This is a genomic window from Undibacterium sp. Di27W (assembly GCF_049340345.1).
Taxonomy (GTDB): Bacteria; Pseudomonadota; Gammaproteobacteria; order Burkholderiales; family Burkholderiaceae_D; genus Undibacterium.
The window spans coordinates 156,427-173,828 of the sequence record NZ_JBMPOS010000014.1 but is presented as its reverse complement, the minus strand read 5'-3'; the positions used below and the strand labels follow the sequence as shown (position 1 = coordinate 173,828).

Annotated in this window: 15 protein-coding genes and 2 tRNA genes; 13 read left to right on the top strand and 4 right to left on the bottom strand. The window is 49.8% G+C overall.

Going from position 1 to position 17,402, the window contains the following annotated elements; genetic code table 11:
- Positions 1 to 350: 350 nt before the first annotated feature.
- The 3 genes from ACO0LF_RS24980 to ACO0LF_RS24970 all read left to right on the top strand — a co-directional run bounded on the left by ACO0LF_RS24980 (position 351) and on the right by ACO0LF_RS24970 (position 1,560).
- The gene (locus tag ACO0LF_RS24980; protein ID WP_423018977.1) at positions 351 to 1,061 is read left to right on the top strand and encodes a hypothetical protein; all 711 of its coding nucleotides are present in this window, start codon (positions 351 to 353) and stop codon (positions 1,059 to 1,061) included.
- Positions 1,062 to 1,375: 314 nt separating this feature from the next.
- Positions 1,376 to 1,451, top strand: a tRNA-Val gene (locus tag ACO0LF_RS24975).
- A gap of 32 nt (positions 1,452 to 1,483) precedes the next feature.
- Positions 1,484 to 1,560 (top strand) — tRNA-Asp (locus tag ACO0LF_RS24970).
- A 433-nt stretch (positions 1,561 to 1,993) separates the two neighbouring features.
- Here the strand turns inward: ACO0LF_RS24970 and ACO0LF_RS24965 are convergent.
- Positions 1,994 to 2,413, bottom strand: coding sequence for a hypothetical protein (locus ACO0LF_RS24965; protein ID WP_423006569.1), 420 nt, complete (start codon positions 2,411 to 2,413; stop codon positions 1,994 to 1,996).
- Between the two features lie 432 nt (positions 2,414 to 2,845).
- Entirely contained in the window at positions 2,846 to 3,754 is a 909-nt protein-coding gene (locus ACO0LF_RS24960; RefSeq protein ID WP_423018975.1) for a recombination-associated protein RdgC, read from the bottom strand.
- Between the two features lie 197 nt (positions 3,755 to 3,951).
- Between ACO0LF_RS24960 and ACO0LF_RS24955 the strand changes: the two genes are divergently transcribed.
- From ACO0LF_RS24955 to ACO0LF_RS24915, 9 genes are all read left to right on the top strand, one after another.
- Positions 3,952 to 4,482 carry a DUF6622 family protein gene (locus tag ACO0LF_RS24955; RefSeq protein ID WP_423018973.1) on the top strand — a complete coding sequence of 177 codons (531 nt, stop codon included), beginning with the start codon at positions 3,952 to 3,954 and terminating at the stop codon, positions 4,480 to 4,482.
- A gap of 160 nt (positions 4,483 to 4,642) precedes the next feature.
- Positions 4,643 to 6,355, top strand: coding sequence for an arginine--tRNA ligase (gene argS, locus ACO0LF_RS24950; protein ID WP_423018971.1), 1,713 nt, complete (start codon positions 4,643 to 4,645; stop codon positions 6,353 to 6,355).
- A gap of 62 nt (positions 6,356 to 6,417) precedes the next feature.
- The gene (locus ACO0LF_RS24945) at positions 6,418 to 7,053 is read left to right on the top strand and encodes an SPOR domain-containing protein (protein ID WP_423018969.1); all 636 of its coding nucleotides are present in this window, start codon (positions 6,418 to 6,420) and stop codon (positions 7,051 to 7,053) included.
- 53 nt (positions 7,054 to 7,106) lie between these two features.
- Positions 7,107 to 7,868 (top strand): thiol:disulfide interchange protein DsbA/DsbL, encoded by a 762-nt coding sequence (locus ACO0LF_RS24940; protein ID WP_423018967.1) that lies wholly within the window; start codon positions 7,107 to 7,109, stop codon positions 7,866 to 7,868.
- A gap of 53 nt (positions 7,869 to 7,921) precedes the next feature.
- On the top strand, positions 7,922 to 8,701 hold the full coding sequence (locus ACO0LF_RS24935; RefSeq protein WP_423018965.1) for an SDR family oxidoreductase: 780 nt from the start codon (positions 7,922 to 7,924) through the stop codon (positions 8,699 to 8,701).
- Positions 8,702 to 8,715: 14 nt separating this feature from the next.
- Positions 8,716 to 9,534, top strand: a complete 819-nt coding sequence (locus ACO0LF_RS24930; RefSeq protein ID WP_423018963.1) for a helical backbone metal receptor — start codon at positions 8,716 to 8,718, stop codon at positions 9,532 to 9,534.
- 167 nt (positions 9,535 to 9,701) lie between these two features.
- Entirely contained in the window at positions 9,702 to 12,104 is a 2,403-nt protein-coding gene (locus ACO0LF_RS24925) for a TonB-dependent receptor plug domain-containing protein (protein ID WP_423018961.1), read from the top strand.
- Positions 12,105 to 12,329: 225 nt separating this feature from the next.
- On the top strand, positions 12,330 to 12,869 hold the full coding sequence (locus ACO0LF_RS24920; protein ID WP_423018959.1) for a carboxymuconolactone decarboxylase family protein: 540 nt from the start codon (positions 12,330 to 12,332) through the stop codon (positions 12,867 to 12,869).
- 79 nt (positions 12,870 to 12,948) lie between these two features.
- Positions 12,949 to 13,302, top strand: a complete 354-nt coding sequence (locus ACO0LF_RS24915; RefSeq protein WP_423018957.1) for a CZB domain-containing protein — start codon at positions 12,949 to 12,951, stop codon at positions 13,300 to 13,302.
- Here the strand turns inward: ACO0LF_RS24915 and ACO0LF_RS24910 are convergent, their stop codons facing one another.
- A complete protein-coding gene (locus ACO0LF_RS24910; protein WP_423018955.1) occupies positions 13,303 to 14,196 on the bottom strand; it encodes a DMT family transporter in 894 nt (297 codons plus the stop codon). It lies immediately after the preceding gene.
- A 65-nt stretch (positions 14,197 to 14,261) separates the two neighbouring features.
- Positions 14,262 to 16,118 (bottom strand): glycoside hydrolase family 13 protein, encoded by a 1,857-nt coding sequence (locus ACO0LF_RS24905; protein WP_423018953.1) that lies wholly within the window; start codon positions 16,116 to 16,118, stop codon positions 14,262 to 14,264.
- Between the two features lie 298 nt (positions 16,119 to 16,416).
- Here ACO0LF_RS24905 and ACO0LF_RS24900 point away from each other — a divergent pair, with 298 nt between their 5' ends.
- Positions 16,417 to 17,331, top strand: coding sequence for a hypothetical protein (locus tag ACO0LF_RS24900; protein ID WP_423018951.1), 915 nt, complete (start codon positions 16,417 to 16,419; stop codon positions 17,329 to 17,331).
- Positions 17,332 to 17,402: the final 71 nt, after the last annotated feature.

Genomic DNA, 17,402 nt, shown 5'->3' with positions numbered 1-17,402 from the left:
ATGACCTGGGCGGCTGGCTGTGAGCATTGACAGTACGATCGGTGATGCTGCGTTCAAATCTTTGCGTCCGTATACGCGCGTATTTCAACGCAAAACCTTCGCATCGTCGCTCCTGCGCAGGCAGGAGCACAGCGGCGTTCGTTGGCCAACAGACATGCTGAACCTGACGAGAGCGGTGCAAAAGTAAGCTCTCAGAAATTGATAGACAATTAAAAAGGAGCTAATGCTTCTTCTTTACTTGCATGGGAGTCATGTTACTTGCAGGTTTTTGTTCGGCATAAAACAGTAAGCATTGTCTTGATGGCAGACAAATGTTAGATTGCCTCCCAAATTAATCGAGGTGATCGAATATGCAGGCAAGAAAAAAACTAGCAGGAGCTTTAATCGTCGTCTGCGCTATCGCGCTACTTTCTTATCGCTATTGGCCACAAGGCAGTACGGAAACTCCAGCCAGGACCGACGCAACTAAGAGCACAAAGGGGCAATCTAAAGCAACAGACTCAAGTGGTGATAAAGAGCAGGCTTTAGTAGAGCAAGCCTTACAAAAACTGGCGCAACGTGGTTTGTATGACACTGCTGCCAGAAAAAGCTGTTTGTCATTTTTCCTGGAAGAAGAAGGCCAGGATGCAATCGATATTGCCGTGCATGAATTACATGATGCAGCACAAAACTGCCCGGGAGACCCGGCAGTGGCACCAATTCGGGCGCGTTATCGGGTAGCTAAACAGGGCGCTGCGATAGAAATCTACGAGCCAGCCGAAGCGGGCTTTAAACTGATGACGGATTGTGATGTGCTTGAATACCAGGCATATGCAATTGCTGAAGAGATTAAAGATCCTGCCCCAGGACTTAATCGCATCACTAAAAACGGACGCAGTTATTTTCATTCCGCGCCGCATCCGAGCTGTAAATCTACCCAGGCATTTTTAGTCCAAGGGGATAACTTCAAGCCTCAGCATCAATATAAGGATTTCACCAAGATACTGTACACCCATCCTAAAACCCAGGAGCTAACGAGCGGCTGGATCTTGACTGCTGATATGGCTGCAACACCCGACTGAACCTCCTGGTCAGCTAAGAAACTGGAATAGCTCTGGTTTGCTGATCATGTCTTTATGGACAAATTCATTAAGGGATAAGAGTACAAACAGCTTAGTGAGCACTGTTTGGCAGACTTGATGAGGGAAGAGCAAGCAGCTTCCCCACCTTTGAAATGAGCAGTCCCGGGTTGTTAGAAAAAAACAATTAAAATTAGCTAAATCATTAAAATCAGAAAAAACAAAAAAGGGACTAGACAGAAGGCATGTCGCCCTCTATAATAATGCTTCTCTTGCGTTGGTGACACAACGTTGGTTTATCTGACTAGGCAATATACGGGTGCTTAGCTCAGTTGGTAGAGCGGCGCCCTTACAAGGCGTAGGTCGGGAGTTCGAGCCTCTCAGCACCCACCACAGATAAACAGCAAGAACAGTTAAGTAGTTTCGGAGTGGTAGTTCAGTTGGTTAGAATACCGGCCTGTCACGCCGGGGGTCGCGGGTTCGAGCCCCGTCCGCTCCGCCAGTATCAGAAAAGGCATATAATTCATTGAGTTATATGCCTTTTTCCTTTTCGAAGGCAGAAAAATCTGCCTGTCGGATATAGCTACAGCTTGCGGTAATATTGGACTCCCCTTTACTTGTCTTCAAGCGTTTCTATATGTTCCCTACCGCCTGCCGCAGTGCGTTCTTTTAACGAGGGATACTGTCCATTGACATGCGGGTTTCTGGCTCCTTCTCTCTTTCAGCCTTTGACCCCCAAAAGCTGTTATATGCCATTCGCGTCATTCGTTGTGATGCGCTTACAGCGATATTTTCATCCGAGTATCTTCCCATAACTGACACACATAAACAAAGACCAACTTTCGTTGGTCTCGTCGTCAATTCCAGCTCCGATTTGATATTCACCAAGTCTTAACTGGACATTGATAGGTGCAATTATTTATAAATAGCGCAAATTAAGGCTGGTGATAAATAGTGCCGCATTTATTGCAAAACCAGGAATCTTTCCAATACTGATAAAGACCAGGCCATTTTTGAGAATTAAATTGTATTGCTGTATATGTAAAATAAGCGCCTGCACCAATAAGTAAAACACCAAATAATTTCATTCCTATACCATCACCCATCAGCACAAAAAAACCAACAATAGCCATAATTATTGACCAGAGAAAACTTTGCTTTGCTGGTGGTGCTGCTTTACCTGCTAGAGTGGATTGCGATGTGCCACTTGTTGATGTTCTTACTCCTCCTACACCGAATGACCCACCTATGCCGGCGCCAGCAGAGTGACTGGTTGTAGATATATTTTGAGTGCCGCTGTCATACACTACTTCTAATCGTTGAGTATTTTCCGAGTTGCATTTAGTACACTGCATAGTTTGTTCCTTCAATGATTTGAACGTTTAATTGTCTTCTTAAATAATTTTCCAGTTTTAACCGGACCTGATTACTTTTTTAAAGTAATGATGTGCATTTGCTATACAGCTTACGCCTGTTAAAAGCGCAATATATATTTAAATAGCAAAAACATCATACAATTAAAGAGCGAAAGAAAGTAGGTAAAAAACCATCAAAGTGGAATCTGCTCTGCAAGAAAGGGCGGATTCAAATTCTCAGTGAATTAGGTGTCGTTCTTTCTCAAATAAATTTTCATATGCGCTGTAGATAACGATGCCAACTGTACATACATAAAAAAAGACAAGCGTCGCTTGTCTTTTTTTCGCTCATCTTTCTGCAGGCTTTAAACTTTGACTGAAATATGTGTCTGAGCTCACCGGCAAATACATAGCCGTTACCGTATCAGTTCATCACGCAGCCTGTGCGCTGTCCATCTCACCATCCAGTGCAAACACCACATCGCTGAGCAAGCTGGCCAGCTCTGCAGTCATGAGTACGAAGTCAGCATCAAAGCGTTCTTCTTCATTGCTCCCCTTGTCCTTGCTTTCATCGAGTACATCCAGCGGCTTGATGCGCTTGATCGTCAAGGTATCGGTCAGGACAAAGCTGACCTTGTCATCCCAGGTCAGGGCCAGCTTGGTACATTGTTTGCCAGCAGTGATATGTTTCTGGATATCGTCCGGTTCCAGGGTGTAGCGCACATAGCGTACGGTCGCCTTGTCTTCCGTTGAAGACTTGAGCTCGGTATCCTGGTCTATGGTGAAGCCCTTGGGCGCTTCATTACCGGCCAGCCAGCCTGTCATGGCCGCTTGTGGAGAAGTCTTGGTACGCAATCCTTCCAGTGGCAGCTTGTCGCAGCACTTCAGCAAGAGTTTGATGACTTCGTCAGCCTTCGATGGGCTGGAAGCATCGATGACCAGCCAGCGGTTCACCGGATCTATCCAGACATTGGTATTACGCTTGACGGCAAAGGCGCGTGGCAATAATTCTTCCGTGATGCGCTCTTTCAAGTCTTTCATGGCCTTGCGGCCAGGTGCGAAGCCTTGCTCTTCTTCTATTTCCAGCGCGCGCGCCTTGGTCACCTGGTTGATGACACTGGAAGGCAGCAATTTCTTTTCTGTTGCCAGAGAAATCAGGAATTGCTGATTGACGCTATGTACCAGTTGGTCATTATTGCGTGGTGATGCCCAGCCCTGGCTTTGCATCTCATTCGAGGCGCATTGTGAAAATGCAATACGTGACAATTGGGTATGTAACTCCTCGGCAGTAATCTTCCAGGGAGTTGTCAGACGAAAAACTTGTAGATTCTTGAACCACATAGCGTATCCAGACGAAGAAAACCTAGCATTCTACACGTCTGCGCTGGGCCACTCACGACCAAAAATACCTCTTTCGCGGCAAGAACTAACGCTTCGTCGCTTTCCGGCATACAGGCTGGATGGACTTTGTAATACTTCTTCCATCGCAGCAAAACAAACAAACCGAAACTACACCAACAGCACTCAAGGAGATCATCATGTTGAACCAAATCATCAGCGGCACACCAATGTATGTATGGGCAATTCTGGGCTTTCTGGCATTTCGCGGCATCAAAGCCAGCGTAGACCGCGAATTGACAGTCAGGGCTGTAGTCATTATTCCTCTGGTCATGCTGGGCTTGTCGGCACACGGTATCTTGTCAGGTTTCGGTGCTGAACCTCTGGTGATCGCTACCTGGATTGCAGCGATAGCTGCAGGTGCTACGGTTTCATGGAATATGGTCAGTGACAAGAATGTACGTATCCTGGCAGATAAGGGCACAGTGTTCTATCGTGGCAGCTGGGGTCCGCTGATCATGATGATGTCCATCTTTGTCATGAAGTATGTTGTGAATGTCGCTTTGCATGTGAGCCCGGCTTTGCACAGCAATATGCTGTTCGCTGTCATCAGCACTGCCTTGTTCGGTTTGTTCAACGGTTTGTTCCTGGGCAAAATGTTGCATGTCTTGCTGATGTACAAACAAGCAATGTCTTCCAGTATCGGGTTTAGCAATTCTGCAGCTGTTTAATCCACGATGGAGCAGATGCCAGAGTGGTAGCGAGGTAGTAATTGGTAACAAGAAGATGCAAGATTAGCTTGCAGCATCTCAGACAGGGGACAGGGTAGACAGTATAATGTCCCCTGTCCTTATTTTATTTATTGTCAAAATACAATAAAAATTGTGTGCCATGCTAGCTGAACAAAAACAAGAATTACTGAAATTATTCCAGAATGCGGTAGAACCCCTGTTGGTCGGTTCCGAGCTTAAGCCTGTGATCGCGCTGGAGCGTCCGCGTGATCCATCCCATGGTGATGCAGCCTGTAATATCGCCATGCAGATTGCCAAGCCGCTGCGCAAGAATCCGCGTGAGCTGGCACAGGCGATCGTTGCCGCAGTGGAAGCACAAAATAGTCCGCTGGTTGCCAGCGTGGAAATCGCCGGTCCTGGTTTTATCAATATCCGTCTTGCCGCTGCTGCCAAGCAGGCTGTCGTCGCGACAGTGTTGCAAATGGGTGCGGAGTTCGGTAAAAGCCAGCGCGGTGCCGGTGAAAAAGTCATCGTGGAATTTGTCTCTGCCAACCCTACTGGTCCCTTGCATGTAGGTCATGGTCGCCAGGGTGCATTGGGTGACGCCTTGTCTGCCTTGCTGGATGCGCAGGGTTACGATGTCAGTCGCGAGTTTTACTATAACGACGCTGGCGTACAGATCAATAACCTGGCTTTGTCAGTACAGGCGCGGGCCAAGGGTTTTGCACCTGGCGATGCTGGCTGGCCAGAATCTGCTTATAACGGCGACTATATCGCCGATATCGCCAAGGATTTCCTTGCGAAACAAACTGTCTCTGCTGGTGATTGTGCACCTGTCACAGCCAGTGGCGATGCCGATGATATTGATTCGATACGCCATTTCAGCGTGACTTACCTGCGTCGTGAGCAAGATGCTGATTTACTGGCTTTTGGCGTCAAATTCGATAATTACTATCTTGAAACTTCGCTCTACAAAGAAAACAAGGTAGAGACGACCGTGGCTGCCCTGAAGGCGGCTGGCAAGACCTATGAGCAAGATGGTGCATTGTGGCTGCGTAGCACCGAGTATGGTGACGACAAAGACCGCGTCATGAAAAAGTCAGATGGCACTTACACTTACTTCGTCCCCGACGTGGCTTACCATGTCACCAAATGGGAGCGTGGTTTCCGCAAGGCCATCAATATCATGGGGAGTGACCATCATGGCACCACCGCCCGGGTACGTGGCGGCTTGCAGGCTTTGAATGTAGGCATACCGCAAGGTTATCCAGACTATATCCTGCACAAAATGGTCACCGTCATGAAAGACGGTGCCGAGGTCAAGATTTCCAAACGTGCTGGCTCTTATGTCACCGTGCGCGACCTTATCGAATGGTCGGCGGGTGGTGATGAGTTGCGTGGCCGCGATGCTGTGCGTTTCTTCCTGATTTCCCGCAAGGCGGATACTGAATTCGTGTTTGACGTTGACGTTGCCCTGGCGCGTTCGGATGAAAATCCGGTGTATTACGTACAGTACGCGCATGCCCGTATCTGTTCGGTACTGGCGCAATATGCGACCGACGAAGCCGCTTTTGCACCGCTGGCCAATGTCGATCTGTCCCCATTGACTGCACCCCGTGAAGCCAGTTTGCTGGCCAAGCTGGCAGAATATCCAGAAGCCTTGGAAAAAGCCCTGGATGAACTGGGCCCGCATCAGATTGCCTTCTATCTGCGCGATCTGGCAGGTGAATTGCATAGCTATTACAATGCCGAACGGGTCCTGGTGGATGATGAAGCAACCAAGCTGGCAAGATTGGCCCTGATGCTGGCAACCCGCCAGGTCTTGCGTAATGGTCTGGCCCTGATAGGCGTTTCTGCGCCTAATAAGATGTAATCCAGCAGACTTTAGCAAAAAACAAGCTAAGAATTTAAGCTAACGAAACACGTCGGAGACGCATGAAAGCTCAACAGAACGCCCCAAAACAAAAGCATAGCCAGCGCGGCAGTACCTTGACTGGCATCATTATTGGCCTGGTAGTTGGGCTGGCTATTGCGGTAGGTGTGGCGATGGTGATTACCAAATCATCGACACCCTTCACCAATAAAAATGGCAAGTCGGATAAAGCTGATATCCCCTTGACGCAGTTACAGGATCCGAACAAGCCTTTGTACGGCAACAAAGATGCCGTCAAGGAAGCCAATAAGGAGTTGACGGCCAGCAAGCCTGCGGAAACAGCTGTCCCACCTAAACCTGAAGTCAAGCCAGAAAAGCCGCCAGAAAAAACAGCTGCAGAAAAAGCAGCTGAAAAAGCCGAGCGCGCTGCAGAAGCTGCCAAGAATGACAATACCGACGAAAAATATATTTACTTTTTGCAGGTTGGTGCGTTTAAGGAACAGGCAGCAGCAGAAAACAGCCGCGCCAAACTGGCATTGATCGGTTTTGAAGCACGTATCGTGGAAAAAACCTCCGATGCAGGCACGATGTACCATGTGCGTCTGGGGCCTTATTCACAATTGGAAACCATGAACCGTACTCGTTCCAGGTTGTCAGAAAATAGCGTGGATGTTGCGGTTGTCCGTACCGTCAAATAAGTCTTGAGTCATTTTTAGTTATGCTTAAGTAATCAGGAAATAGAGGAATCGTGATGCAATTCTTTAGTCACATCAAACGTCGTATGTTCATGCTGGCGGGCTTGTCACTGGTGGCTGCAGCGGTAGGCGCTACACCAGCCACTCCTCAGGCCAGTGTTGAATACCAGGTCTTGAAGCGCCCGCAACCAGTAGAGGCAGGCAAGAAAATCGAAGTCATAGAATTCTTTGGCTATTTCTGCCCGCACTGCTATGCACTGGAGCCTTTGCTGGCTGAGTGGGTGAAAAAGCAAGGGGATAATATTTCCTTCAAACGCATCCACGTCAATTTCCATGACCTGGTGCCACAGCAAAAACTCTACTTTACTTTGGAAGCCATGGGCAAGGCCGATGAATACCATATGAAGGCATTTCAAGCCTTTCACGTCGACCATAATCGCTTGCAGACCGATGCCGAGGTCATGGAGTTTGTCGGCAAGTCTGGGCTGGATAAACATAAATTTAGTGAAGTCTATAATTCCTTTACTATCACTACCAGCAAGCTTAGCCGCGCTGCACAATTGTCGAATGCCTATCAGATAGACGGCGTTCCCTCAATTGCCATCGATGGCCGTTATGTGACTTCACCAGTCATGGCAGTTGCAAGCATGTCGCGCGTCACGGAAGATATGCAAAATCGTGCAGCGATACAAGTTCTGGACTTCATGATCGCCAAGATACAAAAGGAAAGAAACGCTCCAGTTGCGCTAGCGCCAACACCAGCGCCAGCAGCTGCAGCCAGCGCAACATCGGCAAAAGCACCAGCCAAAAAGAAATAAGCGTAGCATGTATTATAAGTCCGCCATCCCGGCGGATTTTTTCATTGGAAATCATGAAAACTGTCTTTATCACTGGTGCATCTTCAGGCATAGGCGCGGCACTGGCGCGAGCATATGCTGAGCAGGGGGCTACTCTGGGCTTGCTAGCCCGTCGCCAGGAAGTGCTGGAAGAATTGCGACTGAGTTTGCCGAATGCCGCGCAACATCGTATCTATGCGGTGGATGTGACTGACCATGCAGCCCTGGCCAGGGCTGCCCATGATTTTATGCAGGCGGTAGGTCAGGTGAATATCGTGATTGCCAATGCGGGTATCTCAGTCGGCACACTCAGTGAATTTGGGGAAGACATCAAGGTGTTCGACAGCATATTGCAAACCAATCTGTTGGCTACCGTCGCGACATTTTCGCCTTTCATCAATGGCATGAAAGCCTATGCAAAAAACAGTGACTGCCGCCTGGTTGGCATAGGCAGTGTGGCGGGGATACGTGGCTTGCCGGGTGCCGGAGCCTATTGCGCATCCAAGGCTGCCGTCATCAATTATTGCGAATCCCTACGGGTGGAATTGCGTGACAGTGGCATACGGGTGGTGACCATTGCTCCTGGTTATATCGATACCCCCATGACCAGGGACAATCCCTATCCTATGCCATTTTTAATGCCGGTGCAGGCATTTTGCCGGGCTGCCCTGAAATCCATAGACAGGGCTGACAGCTACCGCGTCATTCCCTGGCAAATGGGGGTAGTCGCCAAATTATTGCGTAGCTTGCCTAACTGGCTATATGACACAGTGTTTGCCCGAGTACGCCGCAAACCAAGGGCATCGGCAGATTGAACCGAGATCGCATCATGCAAGAACCCGCTGCAATAGTAACTTCAGCATCAGCCTTACTGACCGATGCCATAGGCACTGTCCACACGCCATGTACTACGCCAGCGCGCATTGTCAGCCTGGTACCCTCCATCACAGAATTGATTTGTGAGCTGGGGCTGGCACACAGCCTGGTGGGGCGTACTGGTTTTTGCATACATCCCAGGCAAGTGGTGCAGGCTATCCCCAAGATAGGTGGCACCAAGGATGTGAATATAGAAAAAATCCGCAAGCTGGCCCCCACTCACCTGATCGTCAATATCGATGAAAATGAAAAGCCTACAGTAGAGGCTTTGGCACAATTTATCCCCCATGTGATCGTTACCCATCCCCTGGTGCCGCGCGATAATCTGGCCCTGTATCAATTGTTGGGCGGGATTTTTGCGGGGCAAGAAAAAGCCCGGGAATTGTGTACCCAATTTGAAACTGCCTATGCAGCGCTGGATCCTGCACCTGCCAGCCAGCAACAAGTCGTTTACTGCATCTGGCAAGATCCCTGGATGACCGTCAGCCGTGACACCTATATCGCTGCCATGCTGGCGCTGATAGGCTGGCAAACCTGGTCGCCCACCAATAGTATCTTGCGCTACCCGGGTTTTCAGTGGAGTAGTGCCATGCAGCATCCCATCGACAGGGTCCTATTATCAACTGAACCCTACCGTTTTACTGAGGCCCATGTTGATGCGCTGGAAAAGCAATTAGGCCTGCCTGTGCAACTGGTCGATGGTGAAATGTTGTCCTGGTATGGCAGCAGGGCGATTGCTGGTCTGCAATATTTACAACAACTGGGCAAGTAATAAGGTTATGCAATTCCCGGTATCAAACCCAAATTCGAAATACGTCTATACAATTTACACAAAAATGCCACACTGCAGAGCACAATAATTGACACTCTAATATGCCGACAACCATACTTCTGGGCATACCAGTTAAGGTTTTCTATATATTCTTGGAGAAGTTTGTTATGAGTAAGATGCGCAAAGCGATTTTACTTGCCCTGTATGGTGCAAGTGCAGCAACTGTTTTCAGTCCCGTCACAGGCTATGCGCAAACTGCTCCGGCAGCAGAAAAAGCCCCCGAAGCCGGTATACAAACCATGACTATCGTTGGTTCACGCCGTGTCAATACCAGCGCCACCAATACTCCTTTGCCAGTCGATTTTATTTCGGTTGCAAAACAGGCAGAGCAGGGTGGACAGTTTGACCTGGCCCAGACCCTGGCGAATATTTCGCCCTCTTTCAACTCCACGCGCCAGACCGGTGCCGATGGTGCCGATCTGATTGATTCTGCTGCCCTGCGTGGCCTGGGCTCAGACCAGACCCTGGTACTGGTGAATGGCAAGCGCCGTCATACGGTAGCGCTGGTGAATTTGTTCGGTGCCCGCAACCGCGGTAATACCGGTACGGATTTGAATGCCATCCCTGTCATGGCCATCAGCAATGTGCAAGTCTTGCGCGACGGTGCTGCTGCGCAATATGGTTCAGATGCGATTGCCGGTGTCATGGACATCACCCTCAAAAAGAGCCTGGGTTGCGAAGCCAGCTTTGGCTATAGCCAGTATTCTGTGGGCGATGGTAAAAATTACCTGCCTTCCGCCTATTGCGGTATCGCCCTGGGTGAAAAAGGCGTGCTGGGCATCACCGTAGAATATACCGACCGTGGCCGCTCGAATCGTGCCGACCCTGGCAATCCACGTACCATCGGTGACACCAAGATGACTGGGCCTACGGTCTACCTGAATGGTGAAGTACCCAACGGCGGCAACGACAAAGTGTATTTCACCCTGGGCACACAACAGCGCAAGGCATCTTCTGCCGCGTTTGCCCGTGGCGGCATAGGTTCTGATGACATTCCTTCTCGCAATTCTGCGGCCATGTATCCAAATGGTTTCGTTCCTTATATCAATGGCGACATCAATGATATCTACGGCACGGTAGGTTATAAATGGGATATCGGCGAATGGCGTGCCGACCTGTCGCAGACTTATGGCTACAACGAACTCAAGTACAACGTCAGCAATACCATCAATGCCTCGATCGCCAACAAGGACTTGCTGGCCGGTGGCAAGGGTATCAGTCCCAACCGCTTTGATGCCGGTGGTTTCTCCTTCTCGCAAGCGACTACCAATCTGGATTTCAGCCGCTTCTTTGATGGCTTCATGAATGGCGTCAACGTTGCTTTCGGTGCTGAATATCGCCGTGAAAACTACAAGATTACTCCCGGCGAGCCTGGTTCTTACAATGACGTCGATGGCCTGGGTTTTGGCGGCAATGCCGGTAGCCAGGGCTTCCCCGGCTTCCAGCCTGGTGACCGCACTGATAAAAACAGGAATAGCGTCGCTGCGTATGTCGATATAGAAACAGATGTGAGCAATCGCTTCAAGGTACAAACCGCAGTCCGTGGTGAGCGCTATAGTGACTTTGGCTCTACCCTGACGGGCAAGCTGGCGGGCAGTTACAAAGTGTCTGATGATGTCCTGGTGCGCGGCTCGCTTAGCACAGGCTTCCGTGCGCCATCGCTGCAGCAAGTGTATTTCTCATCCACCTTTACTGACTTCATCAGCGGCAAGCCCATGGACGTGGTGCTGGCTCCAAACGGTGGCGCTGTGGCGAACGCCGCAGGCATACCCAAGCTCAAGGATGAAACGTCCAAGAACTACACCCTGGGTCTGACGTACAAACCGAATAATGCCTTCGCCATGACGGCCGATCTGTACCGTATCGATATCGCTGACCGCATCGTTTTGTCAGGCCGTTTTGACGCTGACAACTACCCTGCACTAGGTGCGACTTTACAATCACTGGGCGTAGGCCAGGCACAGTTTTTCGTAAATTCCATCAATACCAAGACCCAGGGTCTGGATTTGACGGCATCTCATAAAACCAATCTGGGCGCGGGCAAATTGTCTACTTACCTGGGTTTGAACTACAGCAAAACAGAAGTCACCAAGGTACAGGCCCCTGCATCCCTGAAAGGCTATGAAGATGTCTTGCTGTCCGAGCGTGAGCGCCTGTTCATAGAACAAGGTGGCCCAAGAATGAAAGCTACCCTGGCCTTCAACTATGACCAGGGCCCATGGTCCAGTGAATTCAAGGTGATACATTATGGCTCACAAACCCTGGGCACTTTCTCAGGCACGGCAGCGGGTGTACCGAATGCCTATTACGAGCCTAAAACCTCGGCTGACCTGTCTTTGACTTATGCCTTCAATGACACCACCAAGCTGACTGTAGGCGGCAATAATATTTTCAACGTCAAGCCTACCCGCCAGGACCCCAATGAAACCGATAATGGTTTTTACTATGACAGCGTGCAATTTGGCCTGGGCGGTGCATCTTACTTCGTCAAACTCTGGAAAAAGTTTTAATTTGTCTTCCGCAGGGGCATAAACCCTGACTAGGAAAAAACGGCCTGCATGCAAATGCCAGGCCGTTTTCTTTTGGTAGTGTCAATGTTTGATAATTCCAAATTATGGAACAATGAATTTCAAATGGCGAGTATTCTTTTATTTTACGGAATAAGGCAAAGTTACACCATTCGCGGTGCAGATACAAAACGCGAATCCCTTAAACCGATTTGAATGGAGTCTCACATGTCCCGTATATCTATCCCTAGCGTAGAAACATCCCCAGTTGCTTCCCAGCCTTTGCTGGCTGCCGTGAATCAACAATTGGGTATGGTGCCTAATCTGATGAAACTGGTCGGCAATAGTCCAGCTGCCCTGGAAGGCTATCTCTCGCTCAGTGGTGCACTCGCCAAAGGTAGCTTGAGTGCACAGCTGCGTGAACGCATTGCCCTGACTGTTGCTGAATACAATGGCTGCGATTATTGCCTGGCTGCCCATGCCTACTTGGGTAAAAACCTGGCAAAACTCAGCGACGGCGATATCGATGCGGCGCGTGGTGCGCAGGCTGCTGATACCAAAACCCATGCAGCCCTGCAATTTGCCCGCCAGGTTGCCGAACAGCGCGGTCGTGTCAGCGATACCGAACTGGCCAATTTGCGTGCGGCAGGCTTTGATGATGCTGCCGTCATAGAAATCGTCTTGAACGTGGCGCTGAATGTATTGACCAACTATGTCAATAACGTCGCTCACACAGATGTGGATTTTCCTAAAGTAAATCCACGTTAATTCGACGCACGCCAAGTCAGTCCTGACGGGGAGCAAGCTCCTCGTTAGTCATGCAGCATTCAATCAAATGGAGTAAGTCATGGATCTGGAATCAGCAATCAGCAAGCATGCCGAGTGGAAAGTTAAATTTCGCGCCGCCATAGGCAAGAAATCACAAATGGATATTGGCCTCATATCCGATATCCACCAATGTGAAATCGGTTGCTGGCTGGACCATGAAGGCAAACAGCAAAATGGCCATTTGCCAGAATTTGCTCATCTGATTGATGCACACAAGCAATTTCATGTTGCTGCCGCCAAAGTAGCCAGCCTGATCAATATTGGTCAATATGTTGCTGCAGAAAGTATGTTGAATGGGCCTGTCTATACAGGCGTATCAAGGCAAATTGCCACTGACATCATGAAATTGAAAAAATCTGTCGCAATTGCATGATCAGGTCTTGTTGGTCAATGTCACTCCGGCAATGACCAGCAAGCCGCCAACTATCATCGATGGCAAAATAGGCTCACCGAGGATCAGTGCTCCCAGGCTGATGCCAAAGACCGGCACCAGGTTATTGAACACCGCAGTGCGTGCCGGGCCTATGCTTTTCACCCCCTCGTAATACCAGACAAAGCCTATCACTGTGCCAAAAGCACCCAGGTACACCAGCGAAGCCAGTACTTGCCAGCTCATGCGGGCAGGTTCAAAGCGTGGCAATTCCAGCACTGCGCCCAGACCCAGCAAGAGCAAGCCCCATAAGGAGGCATAAGTGGTGGCAGCGATAGGTGACAAGCCTTTCAGGGCGTGCCTGCCTATGATGGTATAAGCAGCCCAGCCGCAAATGGCGGTCAGCATGAACAGCTCACCTTTGCCCAGCGATTGTGAGATGTCATGCACAGCACTCATGAGATCGCCACGGGTAATCACCACTGCCGCACCAGCAAAAGCCACCATGATACCCAGCCAGCGTAACTTGCTGAGTCTCTCTCCAAACAGCAGCGCCAGAGCCAGCGCAGTCACGATAGGGTTCAGGGCCACGAACAAGGCAGTGCGCCCGGCGGGCATATTTTCCAGGGCGGCAAAGAAACACAGGTTATACAAAAAGATACCAGTCGCACCCAATGCAAAGGTCGCATGCATTTGCTGCTTGCTGAGTTTGGGCAAGCCACCTTCCAGCCGCCATGCCATTAAGAACAATAAAATGCTGGCGACTGCAAAGCGGATAAAGGCCGCAATCATATGCGGTATTTCCTTGGCAACCAAACGACCGGCAATGAAAGTGCCACCCCAGAACAGGGCGACACAGACGAGTTTCAGATAAGTGGAGACAGGCACTTTATTCACGATGATCCAGGCTATGCAAAAGCTTGTTAGCCTACACCAAAATCATGCACCTGTTTTTTGCTAAATTAATGCACTTCCAATAGCAAGACACTGCGTGCAGGTACACTTATTTTTTGCGCCAGTTCAAATTCCTGGCCGCTAAGCACGTCCATGCCCTTGGCCCTGGTTGGGAGTATTTCGGCAAAGTGTGCCATTGCCAACTCCGTGGCAGCAGTATTTTTATTCATCACCACCATGAGCTTGTGTTTTTGGTTATAGCGGAAATACACATAGATACCATCCTGCGGCGCAAAGTGCATCAGTTTGCCGCCATGTATGGCGCTCTGCGTCTTGCGCCAGTTCAGCAGTTTTTTGATAAAGGTCTGTGCTTCCAGTTGTTTCGCATTGAGACCAGCGCCAGTGAAGGCATTCACCGCATCACCCGCCCAGCCACCCGGGAAGTCTTGTCTGAAAGCACCATCATCCCTGTGCTTGGTGCTGGTCATTAAAATCTCCGTGCCATAATAAAACTGTGGTGTACGTGGCATAGTGGCGACATAGGTGATCGCCATCTTGAACAAGTCCAGGTCTTCATCAAAGGCACTGTAAAGACGGCTGACATCATGATTGCCCTCAAACAGCACCATGGACGATGGTTGTGGGTAGAGCTGGTCATTGACGAGGGCTTCATACAAGGTGGCAAAACCGGAATGCAAATTCTCTGGTGCCACCAGCGCTGTGCGCAGGGTATCGTGCAAGGGATAATCCATCATGCTGGGCATGTGCGAGACATAGCCATTGGCATTCTTGTGACCGCGCAGCCAGTGTGCCACCAGATTGGGCTTATCCGACCACTCTTCCCCCACCAGTGTCAGGTGTGGGTATTCGTGCATGATGCGGCGCGACCATTCGGTGAGAAAGGCCGGGTCGGAATAGCCATAGGTATCTGCCCGTATTCCTGCCAGCCCGGCATACTCTATCCACCAGATGGTATTTTGTATCTGGTAATTCGCCACCAACGGGTTGTGCTGGTTCATGTCTGGCATATGCACTTCAAACCAACCCTGGGTGTAATTCTTTTTATCGATGGCAGATGCGTAAGGGTCAATGACCGTGGTACGCGCATGATAGGTCGGTACAAATTCACTGTGATAGCTGAGCCAGTCTTTGTCGGGCAAGTCTTTCATCCACCAATGGCCATCACCGATATGATTCAGCACGATATCCTGAATCACGCCTATGCCCTTCTTTTTGGCTTCGGCTATCATTTGAAGATATTCTTCATTGCTGCCCAGGCGGGCATCGACCTTGTAATAGTCGGTTGCTGCATAGCCATGGTAGGAGTAGCTTTGCTGATTATTTTCTACTACCGGTGTCGGCCACAGCATGGTGTAACCCATGCCGGCGATGTAGTCCAGATGATCGCGTATGCCTTTCAGGTCGCCACCATGGCGGCCAGCGCTGGCATCGGCCCGGTCCAGCTTGTCGACAAAGCCGGACAAACTGTCATTGCTGGTATCGCCATTGGCAAAACGGTCAGGCATGAGGTTGAGGATGACGTCTGCCGGGCCAAAACCACGTCGCTGGGCAGCAGCTTTTTCACGTGTCTTGAATTCATAGGGGATGGCAAATTGCTGCATCCCCTGTTGCATGTTGATATTGAATTTGCCCGGGCGCGTAGCTGTCGAAATTTGCAGGTCCAGAAACAGATAATTGGGATTGCTGAGCTTGTGTATGCCTTTGATGAGTACGCCAGGGTAATTGATGCGTGGGGTAAAGTCGGCAATTTGCTTCCCATGCAACATGATCTGCAGCTTGTCACTTTTCATTCCCACCCACCAAAATCCAGGTTCCACATGTTCCATGGCAGGCTGCGCCTGGACCAGTACTGGAAGCAAGGCCACCAAACTGATGGACAGACCTAAGAAGCTCGTGATTTTCATTGTGTCTCCTGATCTGTTTATTTTGTACTTAAACTACATTAAACCAGTAATTTAAAATTATTAGGGCAATTTCTATGGTTTTTAAAAAATATTTATGTATTTTTATTACGTAAAATGCGGGAGTGTGAAGTTGAAGAAGGTATTCAAAGCAGGAACTGGGGCAGGATTTTGCCTCTTTTTTAAGCTTCAATAATGCAGGTAATTTGATATTTTGTAGTCTGGTAATTCAGGCTGTCTGAGCACAGCCTATATTTTGGAAGCCGCACTGAAGGAGTGGCTCGCACCCCCGGGAGGATATATGCAAGATATTTCAAATTTAAAATCCGTATTTAGCGGCGACGTCCAGGCTCTTCAAGGCAAGCTCAAGTCCAGTCTGGCTGAGGTGGAAGAGAATGCAGCCAAATTCAAACTGGCCCTGCAAAATGCGGTACAGCCAGAGACCAAGGCTGAGTTGGTCAGCGCCATCAAAGAGAAAGCCACGACTGCCCTGCATGACAATGGCTTTGCCGCCGACCTGGTATCGCAAATTCAAGCCAGTCTGGCGGCACTTGGCCAGCAGTTACAAGCGCCACAGCTAGCACCTGCGCCAGTGCCTGCAACCGCAACCGCTCTTGTAGCAACGGTAGCAACGGTAGCAACGGTAGCATCTGTGGATAGTGCGGCAGTAGCGGCTGCGGGTAGCGTCGCCACTACAGCTGCCAGTGTCACTGACACGGCCAGCAGCAAGGCGGCTGTTGCTCCAGTGGCGAGCGTACCGGCGGCGGCTCCAGCTGTGGCCAGTCAACCTGCGGCGGTACCCACCAGCACGATAGCGGCAGTCAATACCACTCATCCAGCTTACAGAGTGTATGACCCAAGCAATCCAGCTGCATTTGCCGAACCAAATAATCCAGGTGGCGGCCCGAATTTATTGGCAGCAAACCTGGTATTCAATCCTGACCCACGGCCAGATTCTGTCCACTCTTTAAAGCGGCCAACTGCAGAAATCGGCTCAGCTGAGTGGGGCACGCAATTGAAAAACTATGAAGTCGCCTATGAAAAACTCAGCAAAGACAATAACGACTGGAACCAGAAAAACATAACAATCCGTAACCAGACCCTGCTGGCTTCACCGTATGCGGCATTTGCCGGTACCCAAGGGGTTAATCAGGCTGCGCTCAGCGACCCTTATTATCTGGCTTATAAGGCTGACCCAAGCAAGGCACCAGGCTGATACAAGCATCCTGAATGGTTTTTACTTCGGTAAAAGAGATTTGTCACGCTAAGTAAATTCAGGTGACAGTT